A 14,180-nucleotide genomic window follows, 5' to 3' on the forward strand; every position below is an offset into this window, starting at 1 on the left:
CGTGCCAGCCGAGCCCGTTCCCACTCCGACGCCGCCGGTGGTCGCCTGCGTGGGGGCGGTGGTGCACGACGCGCGCGGCCGGCTGCTGCTCATCCGTCGCGGCCACGAGCCCAGCCGCGGGCTGTGGTCGGTGCCCGGTGGGCGGGTCGAGGCCGGGGAGTCCGCCGAGGCCGCCGTCGAGCGGGAGGTGCTCGAGGAGGCCGGCCTGCGGGTGCGGGCCGGTGCACCGGTCGGCCGGGTGCAGATCCCGGGCGCCGGCGTCGTCTACGACGTCGTCGACCTCGCCTGCACCCTGCTGGACCCGGACGCCGCGCCCGTCGCCGGGGACGACGCCGACGCGGTCGCCTTCGTCACTGCGGCCGACCTGGCGCACCTGGCCTGCACCCCGCGACTGGTGGAGACGCTGGGCGGGTGGGGCGTGCTGCCGGTCTGACCGCCCCGGCTCAGCGCGGCAGGGGCTGTGGACGCCCGGGCTGCTCGCCACCCCGGGCCTCGCCGTAGGAGCGCTTGGGCACCATGACCTTGCGCCGGAAGACGCAGACGACGGTGCCGTCCTGCTTGTACCCGATGGTCTCCACGTGCACGACGCCACGGTCGTCCTTCGACTTCGACTCGGTCTTGTCCAGCACCGTCGTCTCGCCGTAGACGGTGTCACCGTGGAACGTCGGCGCCACGTGCCGCAGCGACTCGACCTCGAGGTTGGCGATGGCCTTGCCCGAGACGTCCGGGACGCTCATCCCGAGCAGCAGCGAGTAGACGTAGTTGCCGACCACGACGTTCCTGCCGAAGTCGGTGGTCTCCGCCGCGTAGTGGGCGTCCAGGTGCAGCGGGTGGTGGTTCATGGTGAGCAGGCAGAACAGGTGGTCGTCGTACTCGGTGACGGTCTTGCCGGGCCAGTGCTTGTAGACGGCCCCGACCTCGAACTCCTCGTAGTACCGGCCGAACTGCATGCGCTGCGCTCCCGGTGTCGACCCTGCCGAGGGGCACGGACGGCCGGCGGGCCGGACCTCCGGGACGGGAGGGCCAGTTGCCCACCACGCGGCGTCGGTGACCCATCTGGACGGGCGCCGATCCTACGATGCCCCGGTGCCGCCGGTTGCCCCTGTCCGTGACCCCGGGGAGACCGGAGTCCTGACCCTCTCCGCCCGCGGCCGCGCGGTGCGGCTGGCCGCCTCGGCCCTCGTGCTGGCGCTGCTGCTCGGCGGCACGCTGTGGGGAACCGACGCGGACTTCCCCTTCGGACCGTTCCGCATGTACTCGACGCGGGCCGACCCCGACCGCCCGGTGGTGTCCACCCGCGTGATCGGGCTGACCGCCGCGGGCGAGGAGGTGCGGCTCTCCGGTGGCGAGGTCGGCCTGCGCCGGGCCGAGTTCGAGGGCCAGCTCCCCCGGCTGGTCGACCGGCCGGAGCTGCTGACCCTGCTCGCCGAGACCTACGCCGACCACCACCCGGACGCCCAGCCCCTCGTGGAGGTGCAGGTCGTGCAGCGCCGCTACGAGCTGGTCGACGGCCGGCAGACCGGCGAGGCCACCGACCGCGTCCTCGTCGCCCAGGAACTGGAGGGCACCCCGTGAGCGGCAGCGCGTCGACCGGCGCGCCCACCGGGGGCACCGGACCGGCGACCGGCGACGGGCCGGGGCGGTCGTCGGGCTGGTGGTTCCGGCCGGTCCCGCTGGCCCGGATCGCGGTCTTCCGGACCATCGTCTACCTGTTCGTCCCGGTCGACGTCTTCCTGACCACGGCGTGGGTGCGGGCGCACGCCGACGTCCCGACCGAGTACTACCAGCCCCTCACGATCGGCCAGCTGCTGCCGCTGCCGACGCCGACCACCACGGTCGTGCACGTCGTCCAGTGGGCGCTGGTGGTCACGGCACTGGTCGCGGCGACCGGCCGGGCGCCCCGTCTGCTGGGTTCTGCGGTGTTCCTCCTCTACCTCGAGTGGATGGTCATCGCGATGAGCTACGGCAAGGTCGACCACGACCGCATCGCCTACCTCGTGGCGCTCGCTGTGCTGCCCACCATCGGACGCGTGCGCTGGCGGGACCGGCGCACCTCGGAGGCGGCCGGCTGGGCCATGGCGGCGGTGTTCGTCACCGTCATGCTCACCTACTTCCTCGCGGCCTGGGCGAAGATGCGCTTCGGCGGCTGGGACTGGGCCACCGGCTCGACGCTGGCCCGCGCCATCGTGCGCCGGGGCACGGTGCTGTCGGACTGGACCCTCGAGGTGCCCGGGCTGCTCGTGGCCGCCCAGTGGGCGATGCTCGTCCTGGAGTTCGCTGCACCGCTGATGCTGCTCGTCTGGTCCAACCGCGCCCGGGTGGCGCTCGTGGTCTTCCTGCTGGGCTTCCACCTCGCGGTCTTCGCCAGCGTGAAGATCATCTTCCTCCCGCACTGCGTGGCGATCCTGTCGATCCTGCCGTGGGAGCGGCTGCCGGACGCGGCCCGGCAGGTGCGGGAGCGGGCCGGGCGCCGTCGTCCGGCGGCGGTGCAGCCGGCCGGCGCCGCACCACCGGGCTGACCTCCTCGCCGGCTCACAGGAGCGCGCTGATCCGGGCCGCCACGTCCGCCTCGTGCTGCTGGTAGGACGCGGCCACACCGTCGAGCAGGGTGCCCATGCCGGTGAGCGCGTCGCTCACCCCCTGCGCGCTGAGCCGCCACTGCTCGTAGAGCTCGGTGAACCGCAGTGCTGCCTGGCTGTCGGTCCACCCGTCGAGCACCGACGCGTTGACGCTGCTGGACAGGGTGACGTGCCGCGCGGCGGTGTCGGACGCCTCGGCCCGGCACTGCCCGGCCATCGACTGCAGGGTGGCGATGTCGACCTTCACGGTTCCTCCTCGGTCCGGGTACCTCCCGGTCGCTGCGCACGCTAGGCACGGGGGACGCGACACCGGCCCCGGTCGTCCACAGCGGGCCCCGCCGTCCACAACCGGCGGTGCTCCCGCCCGCCGCGGCTCCCGGACGGCCACGGTCGTCGCGTGCCCGCCTCCACCACCCCCGCGCCGCCCACCGCCCGTTGCTGGACCGTCGTCACGTCCGACGGCACGGTGGACGTGGAGGTCGTGGCGACCGACGACCAGCGACTGGACGCGGTGCTCCCCGGGCTCGCCGCCGCGCTGGATCTGCCGTCCGCCGAGCTGTGGTCCGGGTCGACGCGCCTGCCCGCCGCACACCCGCTGAGCGATGCCGCCCTGCTGCACGGGGCGGTGCTCGGCCTGGGCCGTCCCGGTCCCCGCACCGGTGACCGGGAGCGTCACAGCGCACTCGAACTGCACGTCGTGGGCGGACCGGAGGCGGGCCGGGCGCTCCCCCTGTCCCGCGGGCGGCAGGTGGTGGGCCGCGGGAGCGTCGCCGACATCCCGCTGGCCGATCCCGACGTCTCCCGCCGGCACCTGCTCGTGGAGGTCGGCTCCGGCGAGCTCACCGTGACCGACCTGGGGTCGACGAACGGCAGCCGGCTCGAGGACGACCTCCTCGACGACCGGCCTCGTGCCTGGCCGCACGGATCGGTGGTCCGGGTCGGCGCCAGCACGCTGGTCCCGGCCGGGCCCGGCAGCATCCGGGCAGCGGTGCAGGTGGCGCCCGGCGGTCGCCTGCAGCTGCGACCGCCACCGCGCCTGGAGCCGCGCCGCGCGGAGGTCGAGATCGCCGCCCCTGCGGCACCGGCCACCCACCCGCGGCGCCGGCTGGCCTGGGTCGCCGTGCTCCTCCCCACTCTCGGCGGGGTGCTGCTCGCCTGGCTGCTGGCCACGCCCACCTTCCTGTTCTTCGCCCTCCTCAGCCCGGTCGTCGCGATCGGCACCTGGCTCTCGGACCGGTGGACGGGTCGCCGCGACCGGCGCAGGACGGCGGCGGCGCACGCCGCGGAGGTCGAGGACGCCCGGGCCCGCCTGCGGGCGGCGCTCCGCTCCGACGTGCAGACCGCGCGCACGGTGCACCCCGACCTGGCCACGCTCGCCACGGCCGCGCGGCGCCGGTCCGCTCCCCTGTGGCAGCGCCGGGCAGGAGACGGCGACGCGCTGACCGTGCGCCTGGGCAGCGCCCCCGGCCCGTCCACGGTCACCTACGTCCAGGCCGACGGCACACGGGAGCGGCAGACCGCCGCACAGGTTCCGGTCGTCGTGGCGCTCGGCACCACCGGAGGGCTGGCCGTCGCCGGACCGCGGTCGCACGTGGTGGGCCTGCTGTCGGGCATCGTCGCCCAACTGGTCGTCCTGCACGCGCCCGGCGAGGTCGACCTCGCCCTGCTCACCAGCACCGCGCACCTGCCGGCCTGGTCGTGGCTGCGCTGGCTGCCGCACCTGCAGGGCGGTGGCGTGCACGTCACCGGCGGTCCGGGGCACGCCGACGACGCCGCACTGGCCCGATGGCTCACCACGACCGCGGCGGGTCGGCCAGCCGTCCCCGGCCAGGACGGTCCGGTCGCGGGCAGCGGCGCCGAGGGTCGCGCGGGCCCGCTGGTGGTCGTGCTGGACCGTCCGGCCGGGCCGCGGCTGACCGCCGCTCTGCGCGCGGCCCGCGACGCGGGCGTCGTCACCCTGACCTGCGGGCCGTCGCTGCACCGCCTGCCGGCGGCGCCCGATGCCGTGCTGCAACTCGCCGGGGAGACCGGGGACTCCGCCACCCTGCACCGCGCCGGAGCCGCCGAGCAGACGGGCATCACCGTCGACCGCCTCCCGGCCCCGCTGGCCGACGTCCTGGCCCGCGACCTCGCCCCGCTCGCACCGTCCTCCACCGGGCGCGCCCTCCCCCGCCGGGTCCGGCTGCTCGACCTCGCCGGCCCCGGCCTGCAGGTCACCGACGGCGGACCGACCGGCCGGTGGTCCCGCGGCCGCGACCGCCTCGTCACCCCCCTCGGACGCACGGCCGACGGGCCGTTGACCGTCGACCTGTGCCGCCAGGGGCCGCACGTGCTCGTCGCGGGGACGACGGGCTCCGGCAAGTCCGAGCTCCTGCAGACGCTGGTCGCCGGCTTGGCGCTCGGCCACCCACCGGACCGCTGCTCGTTCCTGCTGGTGGACTACAAGGGAGGGGCGGCCTTCGCCGAGGCCGCCGCCCTGCCCCACACCGTGGGTCTGCTCACCGACCTCGACGGCGCGACCACCGCCCGGGCGCTGCGCTCCCTCAGCGCCGAGCTGACCCGACGCGAGGCGCTGCTGGCCGGGCACCGCGTGTCCGACATCGCCGCACTGCCCGACCACGTGTCGCTGGCCCGCCTGGTCATCGTCGTCGACGAGTTCGCCGGCCTGGCCGAGGAGCTGCCTGCGTTCGTCCCCGGCCTGGTCGGGATCGCCCAGCGCGGGCGGTCCCTCGGGGTGCACCTGGTCCTGGCCACCCAACGCCCGGGCGGCATCGTGTCACCGGAGATCCGCGCCAACTGCACGCTGCGGATCTGCCTGCGCACGACCGGCGAGGCCGACTCCCGGGACGTGCTGGGCAGCCCGTCGGCCGCCTTCCTCCCCACGGACACACCGGGTCGCGCCTACCTGCGGGAGGGCGGCGGCCCGCCGGTCCTGTTCCAGGCGGCGCGCGTCGCCGGCCCGGCACGGCGCCGCGACGACCACGAGCCGCGGGTGCGCCTATGGACCTGGCCGGTGCCGCAGCGCGGGGACGAGGTGGAGCCGCCGGCCGGCGCCACCGACCTCGCGCGGCTGACCGAGGCCCTGGGCCGCCTCGCGACCGCGTCGGGGACTCCCCGCCCGCACCGGCCGTGGTGCCCGCCGCTTCCCGACGCGGTCCGTGCCGAGGACCTGCCCCCGGACCCCGGCGGGACGCCGGGCGGTGCCGGCGGACACCGCCTGCGGATCGGCCTGGTCGACCGGCCCGACGCCCAGTCCCAGCAACCGCTGGTCCTGGACCTGGAACGCGGCAGGGCGTGGCTCGCCGTCGGCGGTGCGCGCAGCGGCCGGACCACCTTCCTGCGGACCGTGCTCGGGGAGGCCGTCACCACCTGCTCCCCCGAGGACCTGCACGTCCACGTGCTGGACCACGGCGGGGGCGCGCTCGCCGCGGCCGCGGCGGAACTGCCGCACACCGGGACGACGGTCGGCGGCGCGGACGCACTGCGCACCGTCCGGCTGCTCGACCGCCTGACCCAGGAGGTGGCCGCCCGCCGGGCCGGGTCGTCGCCGGACAGGCGGCCCCACCTCCTGCTCCTGGTCGACGGGGTGGAGGGGCTCAGCAGCCTGCTCGACGAGGCCGACCCGGCCACCGGCTCGGCGGGGCTGCTGCGCCTGGTCCGGGACGGCGCGGCGGCCGGCCTGACCTGCCTCCTGACCGCCGAGCGGGCCGTCCCCGGCGGCCGCCTGGCCGGGGCGGTCGGCACCCGGCTGGTGCTGCCGCTGCCGGACCGGGCCGACTACGCCGTCGCCGGGGTCCCGGCCCGCCACGTCCCGGACCACCGGCCACCGGGGCGGGCCCTGCTGGGCGACGACGGCCTGGAGTGCCAGCTCGCGCTGCCCCGCCCACTACCGCCGGCCGGGTCCGCGCCCGTTCCTCCGGGGCGGCGGGCCCTGCGCATCGCGGAGTTGTCGGCTGCTCCCGTGCTGCCCCTGCCCGGGCGGACCGGTGCCGACGCCGTCCTGCGGCTGCCCCTGGGGCCGGGTGGTGACGAGGGCGCGGCGCTCGAGGTGGACCTCGCCGACGCCGGTGGACTGCTGGTCGTCGGCCCTCCAGGCAGCGGGCGCAGCACCGCTCTGGACGGCTTCGCCGCCCACCTGGACAGCGGCGGTCTGCCGGTGTTGCACGTCGTCCGTGCCGAGCCACAGCCGCCGGCGGGTGCCGCGACGACCCTGGCGTGCACGGACGTGGACCGGTGGCGGTCCTGGCTGGGGTCGCTGCGCGGTGGAACCGGCGCCGTCGTCGTCGACGACCTCGGCGCCGTGGCCGACTCGCCGGTCCTGACCGCGATGGGCGCCACCGGGGCCACCGACCGGGTGGTCGTCCTGGCGGCCGGGACGGCTCCGGAGCTGGCCGGCGTGTACCGGGGGCCGGTCCCCGCGCTCCGGCGGCGCCGCAGCGGGCTGCTGCTGTGCCCGGGCCCGGGTGACGCCGACCTGCTCGGCACCCGGCTCCCGCGGACCGCGCTCCCCCGCCGTCCCGGTTCCGGCTGGCTGGTCACGGCCGGGGTGCCGCAGCGGGTGCAGGTCGCCCGTCGTGGCCACCCCGCAGCGGCCGGGGCCGGCGCTCCGCCGCGGCTCGCGCCGACCATCCGGTGAGCAGGGGTATGGGCGCCCGGTCAGAGCAGCTCGAGGACCGTGCCGATCTCCTGGCTGGCGTACCAGGCGAGCTCGTGCCCCTCGGCCTGGTCGACGACGAACTGCGCGTCCTCGCTGCCCAGGTCGGCCTCGAGGACGACGTTGACCGCGGCCCGCACGTCCTCCTCCGCGTCGGCCCCGTCGATGTGCGCACTGGCGACGTCGCGCAGGGCGACGTCACCGGTGACCCGTACGGCGCCGGGCTCGGTGTCGGGGTCGTCGATCTCGGTGACCGCGGCGTCGGCGACGTCGGCGGCGAGCACCACCCGGCGGCGGACCGCGGCGGGGTCGATGTCGAGCAGGCGCAGGCTGGCGCGGGCGGCGCCCAGGAGGGCTGCGTACTCCAGCTCCTCGACGTCGGCCCCCGCGTCGCTCACGGCGTAGAACTCGCGCAGCCGTGGGGTCACCGCGAAGGCGGTGTGCGGGCCGGCCAGGCGCCCGTCGTCCACGAGGGTCCGCAGGACGCTCGTCGTCGCAGGCAGATACACACGCACCGGGCTGGCTCCTCTTCGCTGACGGTCAGCGCGACGGTATCCCGGCGGCCGGCGGCGCCGTCCGCCCTCGGCTCAGCCGGCGGTCTCGACCAGCGTCGCGATCTCCTGCTCGATGAGGTCGGCCAGCACGTCGACGTCGGCGACGCTGTCCCGGTCGGCGTTCAGCCCGAAGAAGACCCGGCCGTCGTAGCTGGTGATGCCGACCGACAGGCCCTGTCCCGGCGCCAGCGGCACCACGGGGAAGACCTCCAGCACCCGACCCCCGGCCGCGTAGAGCGGCTGCTGCGGTCCCGGCACGTTGGTGATCACCATGTTCGACACGCGGCGGGACAGGCCTCGCGCCGCCCGGGCTCCGAGGGCGTGCAGCGTGGGCGGGGCGAAGCCGGTCAGGGCGATCAGCGTCTGGGCGCCGACCGAGCGGCCCTGCTGGTTCACCGCCCGCATGGCGTAGCTGATCCGCGCGAGGCGCACCCGCGGGTTCGGCTCACCGACCGGCAGGTCGACGAGGTAGCTGGAGACCCGGTTGCCAGGGGCGTCCTCCTCGCCCTGCACGGAGACCGGGACCATGGCGCGCACCGAGGTGGACCCGAGCACGGCCTGCCCGCGCGACAGCAGCCAGTCGCGCAGCGCCCCGGCGACCACGGTGAGCAGGACGTCGTTGACCGTCCCGCCGTGGGCCTTGCGCACCTGCTTGAGGTCGTCGAGGTCCGCGCGGGCCACCGCGACCCGCCGCTGACTGCCGTTGGTGGCGTTCAGCGGACTGCGCGGCGCGGCGGACAGCGCCGACCGGGCGGCCCGGGCCACGCCACCCACGGTGCTGCCGACGCGCAGACCGGTGGCCTGCAGGTCGGCGACGGCGTGCCGTGCGGTCTCCACGACCGCCGTGGGCCGGGTGACGTACTCGTCCACCGCGTCGCGGACCAGTCGCAGGGCGCTCGGCAGCCGACGGGGGCGCCACGGCTCCGGCTCGGGCAGCACGGCGTCCGGGGCGGGGTCCAGCAGCACCTGCCCGATGTCCACGGCGCCGAGTCCGTCGACCAGCGCCGGGTGGGTCTTGGTGACGACGGCGACCCGCCCGTCCGCGAGGCCCTCCACGAGGTAGAGCTCCCACAGCGGACGGCCGCGGTCCAGCGGTCGCGCCGTCACCCGCGAGACCAGGTCGAGCAGCTGCGCCTGGGTGCCCGGACGCGGCACCGCCGACCGCCGCACGTGGTACTCGGCGTCGAAGTCGGGGTCGTCCGCCCACACCGGGTTGGCCAGGTGCCCGGGCACCTCCAGGACACGCTGCCGGTAGCGCGGGACCAGGGGCAGCCGGGCCTCGACGAGCGCGGCGATGGCCTCCAGCCCGCCCGGCGGTGGCTCGAGCACCAGCACGCCGGCCACGTGCATGGGGCTGTCCGGCCGTTCGAGGTGGAGGAACGACGCGTCCAGGGTGGTCAGTCGCTGCACCATCTGCCTCCTCCCGGTCGGGGGCCCACGCTACGACGGCGCCGAACCGGTCGGCACCCGCTGCGGGATCGCCCCCGGTCGGCCCGGGCACCCCGGCGCCGGGCCGGCGGGCCACCGGTCACCGCCCTGGCGGGTCCGACGCGCACGGGCGCACGTCAGCCGGCTCGCCGCGCCGCGCCGATGCGGCGGCGGCCGGTCGTCGGCGCGGGCACGCCGGCGACGACCGCGGCCAGGGCCCGCAGCTCGGTCCGCAACGGTGACGCCGGTGCCACCTCGGCGAGGGTCCGCCCCTCCGCGAGCGCCGCGTCGGTCGCGCGCCGGTCCGCGGGCAGGAAGGCGGTCACCGGGTGTCCGGCGAACCGGTCCAGCGCCTCGGCGATCTCCCGTCGCGGGTCGCCGGGCACCGGGCCACGACGGACCTGGTTGACCACGACCACCGGCTCGACACCCGGGACGGCGTCCCGCAGCCCGCCGAGCGCGCGGATGGTCCGCTGCAGGGCCACCGGGTCGGCGCCGCTGACGCAGAGCACCGTGTCCGCCGCCTCCAGGACCGTCAGCGTGACCCCGTTGCGGCGCGGCGCCGCGGTGTCGAAGGAGAGCTCCTCGTCCTCCTCGAGGTTGAAGGAGCAGTCGACGACGGTCAGGTCCGCGGTGCGGCGGGCCTCCTCGAGCACCGCCGCCACACCGTGGGGCCGCAGCTCGGGCCAGCGGTCGGCGCGCGCCAGTCCGGTCAGGACGCCCAGCCGCGGGCGCACGGCCCAGGCCAGGCGGGTCAGCGCCGCGTCGTCGAGCGTCCCCGCCGCGGCCTGGCGGGCCGCGCCGGCGAGCCCCGGCGACTCGTCGAGCAGGCCCAGCACCTGGGCCACCACCCCGCCGTACACGTCGGCGTCGACCAGCAGCGTCCGGACGTCGAGCCGGGCCGCCTCGTCGGCGAGCCCCACCGCGACCGTCGTGCGCCCCGGGGCGCCCGTCGGCCCCCACACCGCGACCAGCCGGCCCGCGCCCGGCTGCCGCTCCACGGAGGTAGCAGGCGGTGCCGCTGCGGGCAGGGCCGCGCGGGGGTCCGCGATGTCCCGGCCGGGGCGCGGCCCGCCGGTGACCGCGTCGCGCAGCGCCCGGGCGATGCCGTCGGGTCCGGTGTCGGCCGGCAGCACGTGGACCACGCCGAGCGCGCGCAGCCGGTCCGCCGCCCGGTCGTCGCCCGGATCGACCAGCCCGACCACGGCGACACCGGCCGCGGCCAGGCGGGAGACCGCGTCGGCGTCCAGCCGTCGCAGGTCGGCGGACAGCAGTGCCGCCTGGCCGGTGCCCGTGGCGGCGGCCGCGAGCAGCTCCGCGACGTCGACGCACCGGCGGACGACGGTGACCCCGTGGTCGGTCCGGTCCAGCGCACCGACCAGCGCCGACTCCCACCCCGCCCCGGTGACGGCGGTGAAGACCTGCACCGCCATCAGGGCACCGGCTCCGTCGCGGCGTCGGGCTGCCCCGGCACGGACGCACCGGCCGGCGTCCCGGCCGCGGGCTGCCCCGCCGCTCCCGCGCCCGGTGCGGACGCGGCCGGGGCGCCGGTGGGCACGGTGCCCGCGCCGTCGGGCGACACGGCGTCCACCGACTCGTGCACGACCACGACCAGCGGCCGGCCGGCGATGGCCCCGAGCACCGCCGAGGCGCGGCCGGCCGGCACGGACACCACCACCTGGACCGTCGTCGTGGCCGTGGAGAGCACCCCCTCGGCCCGCCCGGACAGCGCCTGGACCGGAGCCGCGCCGACGACCAGGGAGACGTCGGAGGGGCCGGTGGCGCCGACCGCCGGGTCCGCCACGGCGTAGACGTCCACCACCTGGCCGCGGACCAGCCCCGGCGGGACGTAGGCCGCCTGCACCGGCAGGGCCACCTGGACGAGTTCGGCCGGCTCCTCGAGGGAGGCACGGGGCACCAGCTCACCGGCTCCCACCGCCCGCGCGAGCGTGCGGCCCTCGGGCCGCGTGCTGGCCGCCAGGTACGCCTCCGCGGCGCCGTCGAGCCGGACGTCGACGGCGACGAGGTCGGCCGCCGTCAGGACCGTGCCGGCGGCGAGGTCGCCGGTGGCCGACCAGACGGGCACGGTGGCGTCGGCGGCGCTGACCACGCGGGCGCCCAGCAGCACCGACCCCAGCACGAGGAGGAGCCCCAGCACGAGGCGCAGGTCCAGCCAGCGCGGCGGTCGCACCCGCCGGGGCACCGGCCCCGCGCCCGGATCGGCCGGACGCGGCAGGGTGGGGATGGTGCTCGGCGAGCTCACGGCCAGCGGTTCCTCCGGGCTCCGGATCGTTGTCCACGACCTCGTTTTGGGACGGTCGGACGCAGATGATGCGACACGGACGCGTATCGCCGCAGCCGCTGTCCACACGTTCGGGTGTGGACGCCGCGCATGCCACTCGGACGGGGCTGCCAGACTGGGCCGGACCGGACGGAGAGACCCGATGCCCACACCGCGCTTCCTGACCCTCGACGACGTCGCCGAGATCCTCAACGTGTCGTGGTCGCAGGCCTACGCGCTCGTCCGCCGCAAGGAGCTCATCGCCATCCAGATCGGCGGCCGCGGCCAGTGGCGCGTGGAGGTCGACGAACTGGAGCGGTTCATCCAGCAGAAGTACGCCGAGGCCCGCGCCGGCACCGCACCGGAGCAGCCCGCCACCGCGGAGTCCGACGAGCCCGTCGAGCAGGACGCCGAGAGCACCTCCCCGGCCACCGGCGGTCGCCGCCGACGCTGACCCGGGTCAGACCAGACCGGGCGCGAGGGTCCGCACCACCGCGACCGCCGGGAGCGCCACCACCCGCACGCCCCGCACGGCGTCGGCACGTCGGGGCTGGTCGGCGTCGTGCTCGGCGAGCTCGAGGAAGTCCGCACCCACACCGTCGACGGTGCCGACGTGCACGGCGCCGTCGTCGAGGACCACCTGGACGACGGCCCGGTCGCGGGCCAGACCGCGCAGCGCCCGCCGCATGTCCAGCCGTCCCCGCACCGCCCCCGCAGGGACCGGTGGCGCCGTCTCCCGGCCCAGGCCGGCCACCGACCGCACCGCCGCGAACGCCACGAGCACCTCGCGCCGGACGTCGTCGGTCAGCAGCAGCCAGTCGCTGCCGACGTCGGTGAGCGTCCCCGCCACGTCACCGGCGCCACGACACCGCAGCGCGACGGGCCGGCCCACCGACCCCGCCACCCGGTCGGTCAGCCGGACCCCGCCGAGCTCCGCCCGGCGACGGGACCCGTCCTCGGCCCGCTCCGCCGCCGACTCGGCGGCGTCGAACTCGGCCTGCAGATCGGCGAACAGCTGCTGCCAGCGCATCGTGCACCTCCTCCGCCCAGCGTAGTTCCATTCCAACTCTTGCGTTTGCTTGCATTTGCATGGTTTGGTCTCGTTCCCGTCGCGATGTCGAGGAGGAGACATGTCGATCCGACGCCTGTTGGGCACGGGCCTGGCGATGGCCGCGGTCGCGGTGGCCCTCCGCGCCGTCACCCCCGACCTCGGCTGGGTGGCGGCCTCCGGACTGGGCCTCCAGCGGGCCGCCGACACCCGGGGCGCCGAGACGCTCCTGGTCGGTGGGGTGGCCGCGGTCGCGTGGACCGTCTGGGCCTGGGGCCTGCTCGGCCTCGTCCTGACCGCCCTGTCGACGGTCCCAGGCGCGGTCGGCGCCCTCTCCCGCGGGCTCACCCGGCATGTCCTCCCCGCCGGCGCGCGGCGCGCAGCGGCCGTGGCGCTCGGCGTCGGCCTGGCCGCCGGAGCGCCCCTCCTGACCGCGTGCGGACCCGGTTCCGCGGCCGCGGCGCCGGCGGCGACCGCAGAGCCCGCGGGGACCGCGGAGCCGACTCCTCCCGGCACCGTCGCGGACCGGCCCGGCCCGATCGCGGACTGGCCAGGCCCGATCGGGGACTCGCCCGGCCCCGTCGCGGACTGGTCGTCGGCGACCGGCCGCGCGCCGGCAGGGACACCCCCGGCTCCCGCACCGCCCCCGGCGGCAGCGGAGTCCGCGCCCCCGGCCACGGAGCCCACGCCCCCGACCGTCGCCCCGGCGCCACCCGCGCCGGCACCGGCCACCGCCCCCACCACCGGGGCCGGCGGACCGTCCGCGGCCGTCCCCGACTGGCCCCTGCCGGCGCCCGGCACCCACGTGGTCCTGCGCGGGGAGTGCCTGTGGGGCATCGCCTCCGCCGACCTGCGGGAGCGCACCGGCCGCACACCCGCGGGCGGCGAGGTCGCGGCCGCCGTCCACGCCTGGTGGCAGGCGAACACGGCGGTGATCGGCCCGGACCCCGACGTCCTGCTGCCCGGGCAGGTCCTGCACCCGCCGGCGGCGCCGTGACCGCCGTCCCGAACCGAGCCCACCCCGACCACGGAGCACCCAACCGATGACCGCGTCCCCCTCCCCCACCGCACCGGCTCCGGCCGACCCGCGACCGACCCCCGCCGCTGCGTTGCGCCTGGTCGTCGTGCCGACCCCCCAACCGCCGCTGGACGTCGAGCCGGTCCGTCGGCTGGTCCTCCCCGGTGTCGCGGTGCCCCGCCCGGCACACCGCCCGGGTCCGCGACCGCGGCCCGACAGCGGCCCGGCCGGCTACCCGACCGGCTTCGAGCCGTCCTGGTCCGGGCGCGCCGACCTGCCCGACCCGCACCTGGCCGGCCGTCGGCTGCTCCTGCTGACCCTCGAGGCACTCATCGGGCGTCGACCGCTCAGCCAGGTCCAGCCGCTGACGTCCGTCGGCGTGTTCGCCGCCCTGGCCAGCGGGCGCCGGCCGCGCTGGTGCTCGGGCGGCGCCGCCCCGGTGCTGCTGGGCCGCGTGCACGTCTGCGAGCCGGTCGACGGGGTCGCGGAGGTCACCGCCGTGGCCCGCCGCTCCGGCCGCGCGCACGCGGTGGCCGCACGGCTGGAGGGCATCGACGGTCGGTGGCGCTGCACCGCCCTGCAGATCGGCTGAGGGCCGGCGCAGACGACGACGCCCCC

General features: G+C 77.3%; 14 protein-coding genes. 7 read left to right on the forward strand and 7 right to left on the reverse strand.

Annotation, left to right across the window (positions count from 1 at the left end):
* Position 1: 1 nt before the first annotated feature.
* Positions 2-433 carry an NUDIX domain-containing protein gene (locus ACI79E_RS04455; protein ID WP_456931332.1) on the forward strand — a complete coding sequence of 144 codons (432 nt, stop codon included), beginning with the start codon at positions 2-4 and terminating at the stop codon, positions 431-433.
* Positions 434-443: 10 nt separating this feature from the next.
* Here the strand turns inward: ACI79E_RS04455 and ACI79E_RS04460 are convergent, their stop codons facing one another.
* Entirely contained in the window at positions 444-950 is a 507-nt protein-coding gene (locus tag ACI79E_RS04460) for a MaoC family dehydratase (protein WP_456931333.1), read from the reverse strand.
* A gap of 136 nt (positions 951-1,086) precedes the next feature.
* Here ACI79E_RS04460 and ACI79E_RS04465 point away from each other — a divergent pair, with 136 nt between their 5' ends.
* Both ACI79E_RS04465 and ACI79E_RS04470 read left to right on the forward strand, forming a co-directional pair.
* The gene (locus tag ACI79E_RS04465) at positions 1,087-1,575 is read left to right on the forward strand and encodes a hypothetical protein (protein ID WP_456931334.1); all 489 of its coding nucleotides are present in this window, start codon (positions 1,087-1,089) and stop codon (positions 1,573-1,575) included.
* Entirely contained in the window at positions 1,572-2,519 is a 948-nt protein-coding gene (locus tag ACI79E_RS04470; RefSeq protein ID WP_456931335.1) for an MFS transporter permease, read from the forward strand. Before ACI79E_RS04465 ends, ACI79E_RS04470 begins: the two co-directional genes overlap by 4 nt.
* 13 nt (positions 2,520-2,532) lie before the next feature.
* Here the strand turns inward: ACI79E_RS04470 and ACI79E_RS04475 are convergent, their stop codons facing one another.
* Entirely contained in the window at positions 2,533-2,826 is a 294-nt protein-coding gene (locus ACI79E_RS04475) for a WXG100 family type VII secretion target (protein ID WP_456931336.1), read from the reverse strand.
* Between the two features lie 150 nt (positions 2,827-2,976).
* On the opposite strand from ACI79E_RS04475, the gene ACI79E_RS04480 reads away from it, so the two are divergent.
* Complete coding sequence (locus ACI79E_RS04480; protein ID WP_456931337.1) at positions 2,977-7,215, forward strand: FtsK/SpoIIIE domain-containing protein; 4,239 nt, start codon at positions 2,977-2,979, stop codon at positions 7,213-7,215.
* A 20-nt stretch (positions 7,216-7,235) separates the two neighbouring features.
* Here the strand turns inward: ACI79E_RS04480 and ACI79E_RS04485 are convergent, their stop codons facing one another.
* The 4 genes from ACI79E_RS04485 to ACI79E_RS04500 form a co-directional block, all read right to left on the reverse strand.
* Positions 7,236-7,748 (reverse strand): DUF6912 family protein, encoded by a 513-nt coding sequence (locus ACI79E_RS04485; RefSeq protein WP_456931338.1) that lies wholly within the window; start codon positions 7,746-7,748, stop codon positions 7,236-7,238.
* Between the two features lie 72 nt (positions 7,749-7,820).
* Entirely contained in the window at positions 7,821-9,200 is a 1,380-nt protein-coding gene (locus ACI79E_RS04490; RefSeq protein ID WP_456931339.1) for a WS/DGAT/MGAT family O-acyltransferase, read from the reverse strand.
* A 152-nt stretch (positions 9,201-9,352) separates the two neighbouring features.
* Complete coding sequence (locus ACI79E_RS04495; protein WP_456931340.1) at positions 9,353-10,648, reverse strand: AAA family ATPase; 1,296 nt, start codon at positions 10,646-10,648, stop codon at positions 9,353-9,355.
* Entirely contained in the window at positions 10,648-11,478 is an 831-nt protein-coding gene (locus tag ACI79E_RS04500) for an SAF domain-containing protein (protein WP_456931341.1), read from the reverse strand. Before ACI79E_RS04500 ends, ACI79E_RS04495 begins: the two co-directional genes overlap by 1 nt.
* Before the next feature lie 181 nt (positions 11,479-11,659).
* On the opposite strand from ACI79E_RS04500, the gene ACI79E_RS04505 reads away from it, so the two are divergent.
* Complete coding sequence (locus ACI79E_RS04505) at positions 11,660-11,950, forward strand: helix-turn-helix domain-containing protein (protein ID WP_456931342.1); 291 nt, start codon at positions 11,660-11,662, stop codon at positions 11,948-11,950.
* Between the two features lie 6 nt (positions 11,951-11,956).
* Here ACI79E_RS04505 and ACI79E_RS04510 read toward each other — a convergent pair whose 3' ends face one another.
* Positions 11,957-12,526: a hypothetical protein gene (locus ACI79E_RS04510; protein WP_456931343.1), complete on the reverse strand. Its 570-nt coding sequence runs from the start codon at positions 12,524-12,526 to the stop codon at positions 11,957-11,959.
* A gap of 100 nt (positions 12,527-12,626) precedes the next feature.
* Here ACI79E_RS04510 and ACI79E_RS04515 point away from each other — a divergent pair, with 100 nt between their 5' ends.
* On the forward strand, positions 12,627-13,541 hold the full coding sequence (locus ACI79E_RS04515; protein WP_456931344.1) for a hypothetical protein: 915 nt from the start codon (positions 12,627-12,629) through the stop codon (positions 13,539-13,541).
* Positions 13,542-13,587: 46 nt separating this feature from the next.
* A complete protein-coding gene (locus ACI79E_RS04520; RefSeq protein ID WP_456931345.1) occupies positions 13,588-14,154 on the forward strand; it encodes an Rv3235 family protein in 567 nt (188 codons plus the stop codon).
* Positions 14,155-14,180: the final 26 nt, after the last annotated feature.

The sequence above is a fragment of the Geodermatophilus sp. SYSU D00079 genome, from assembly GCF_054050635.1.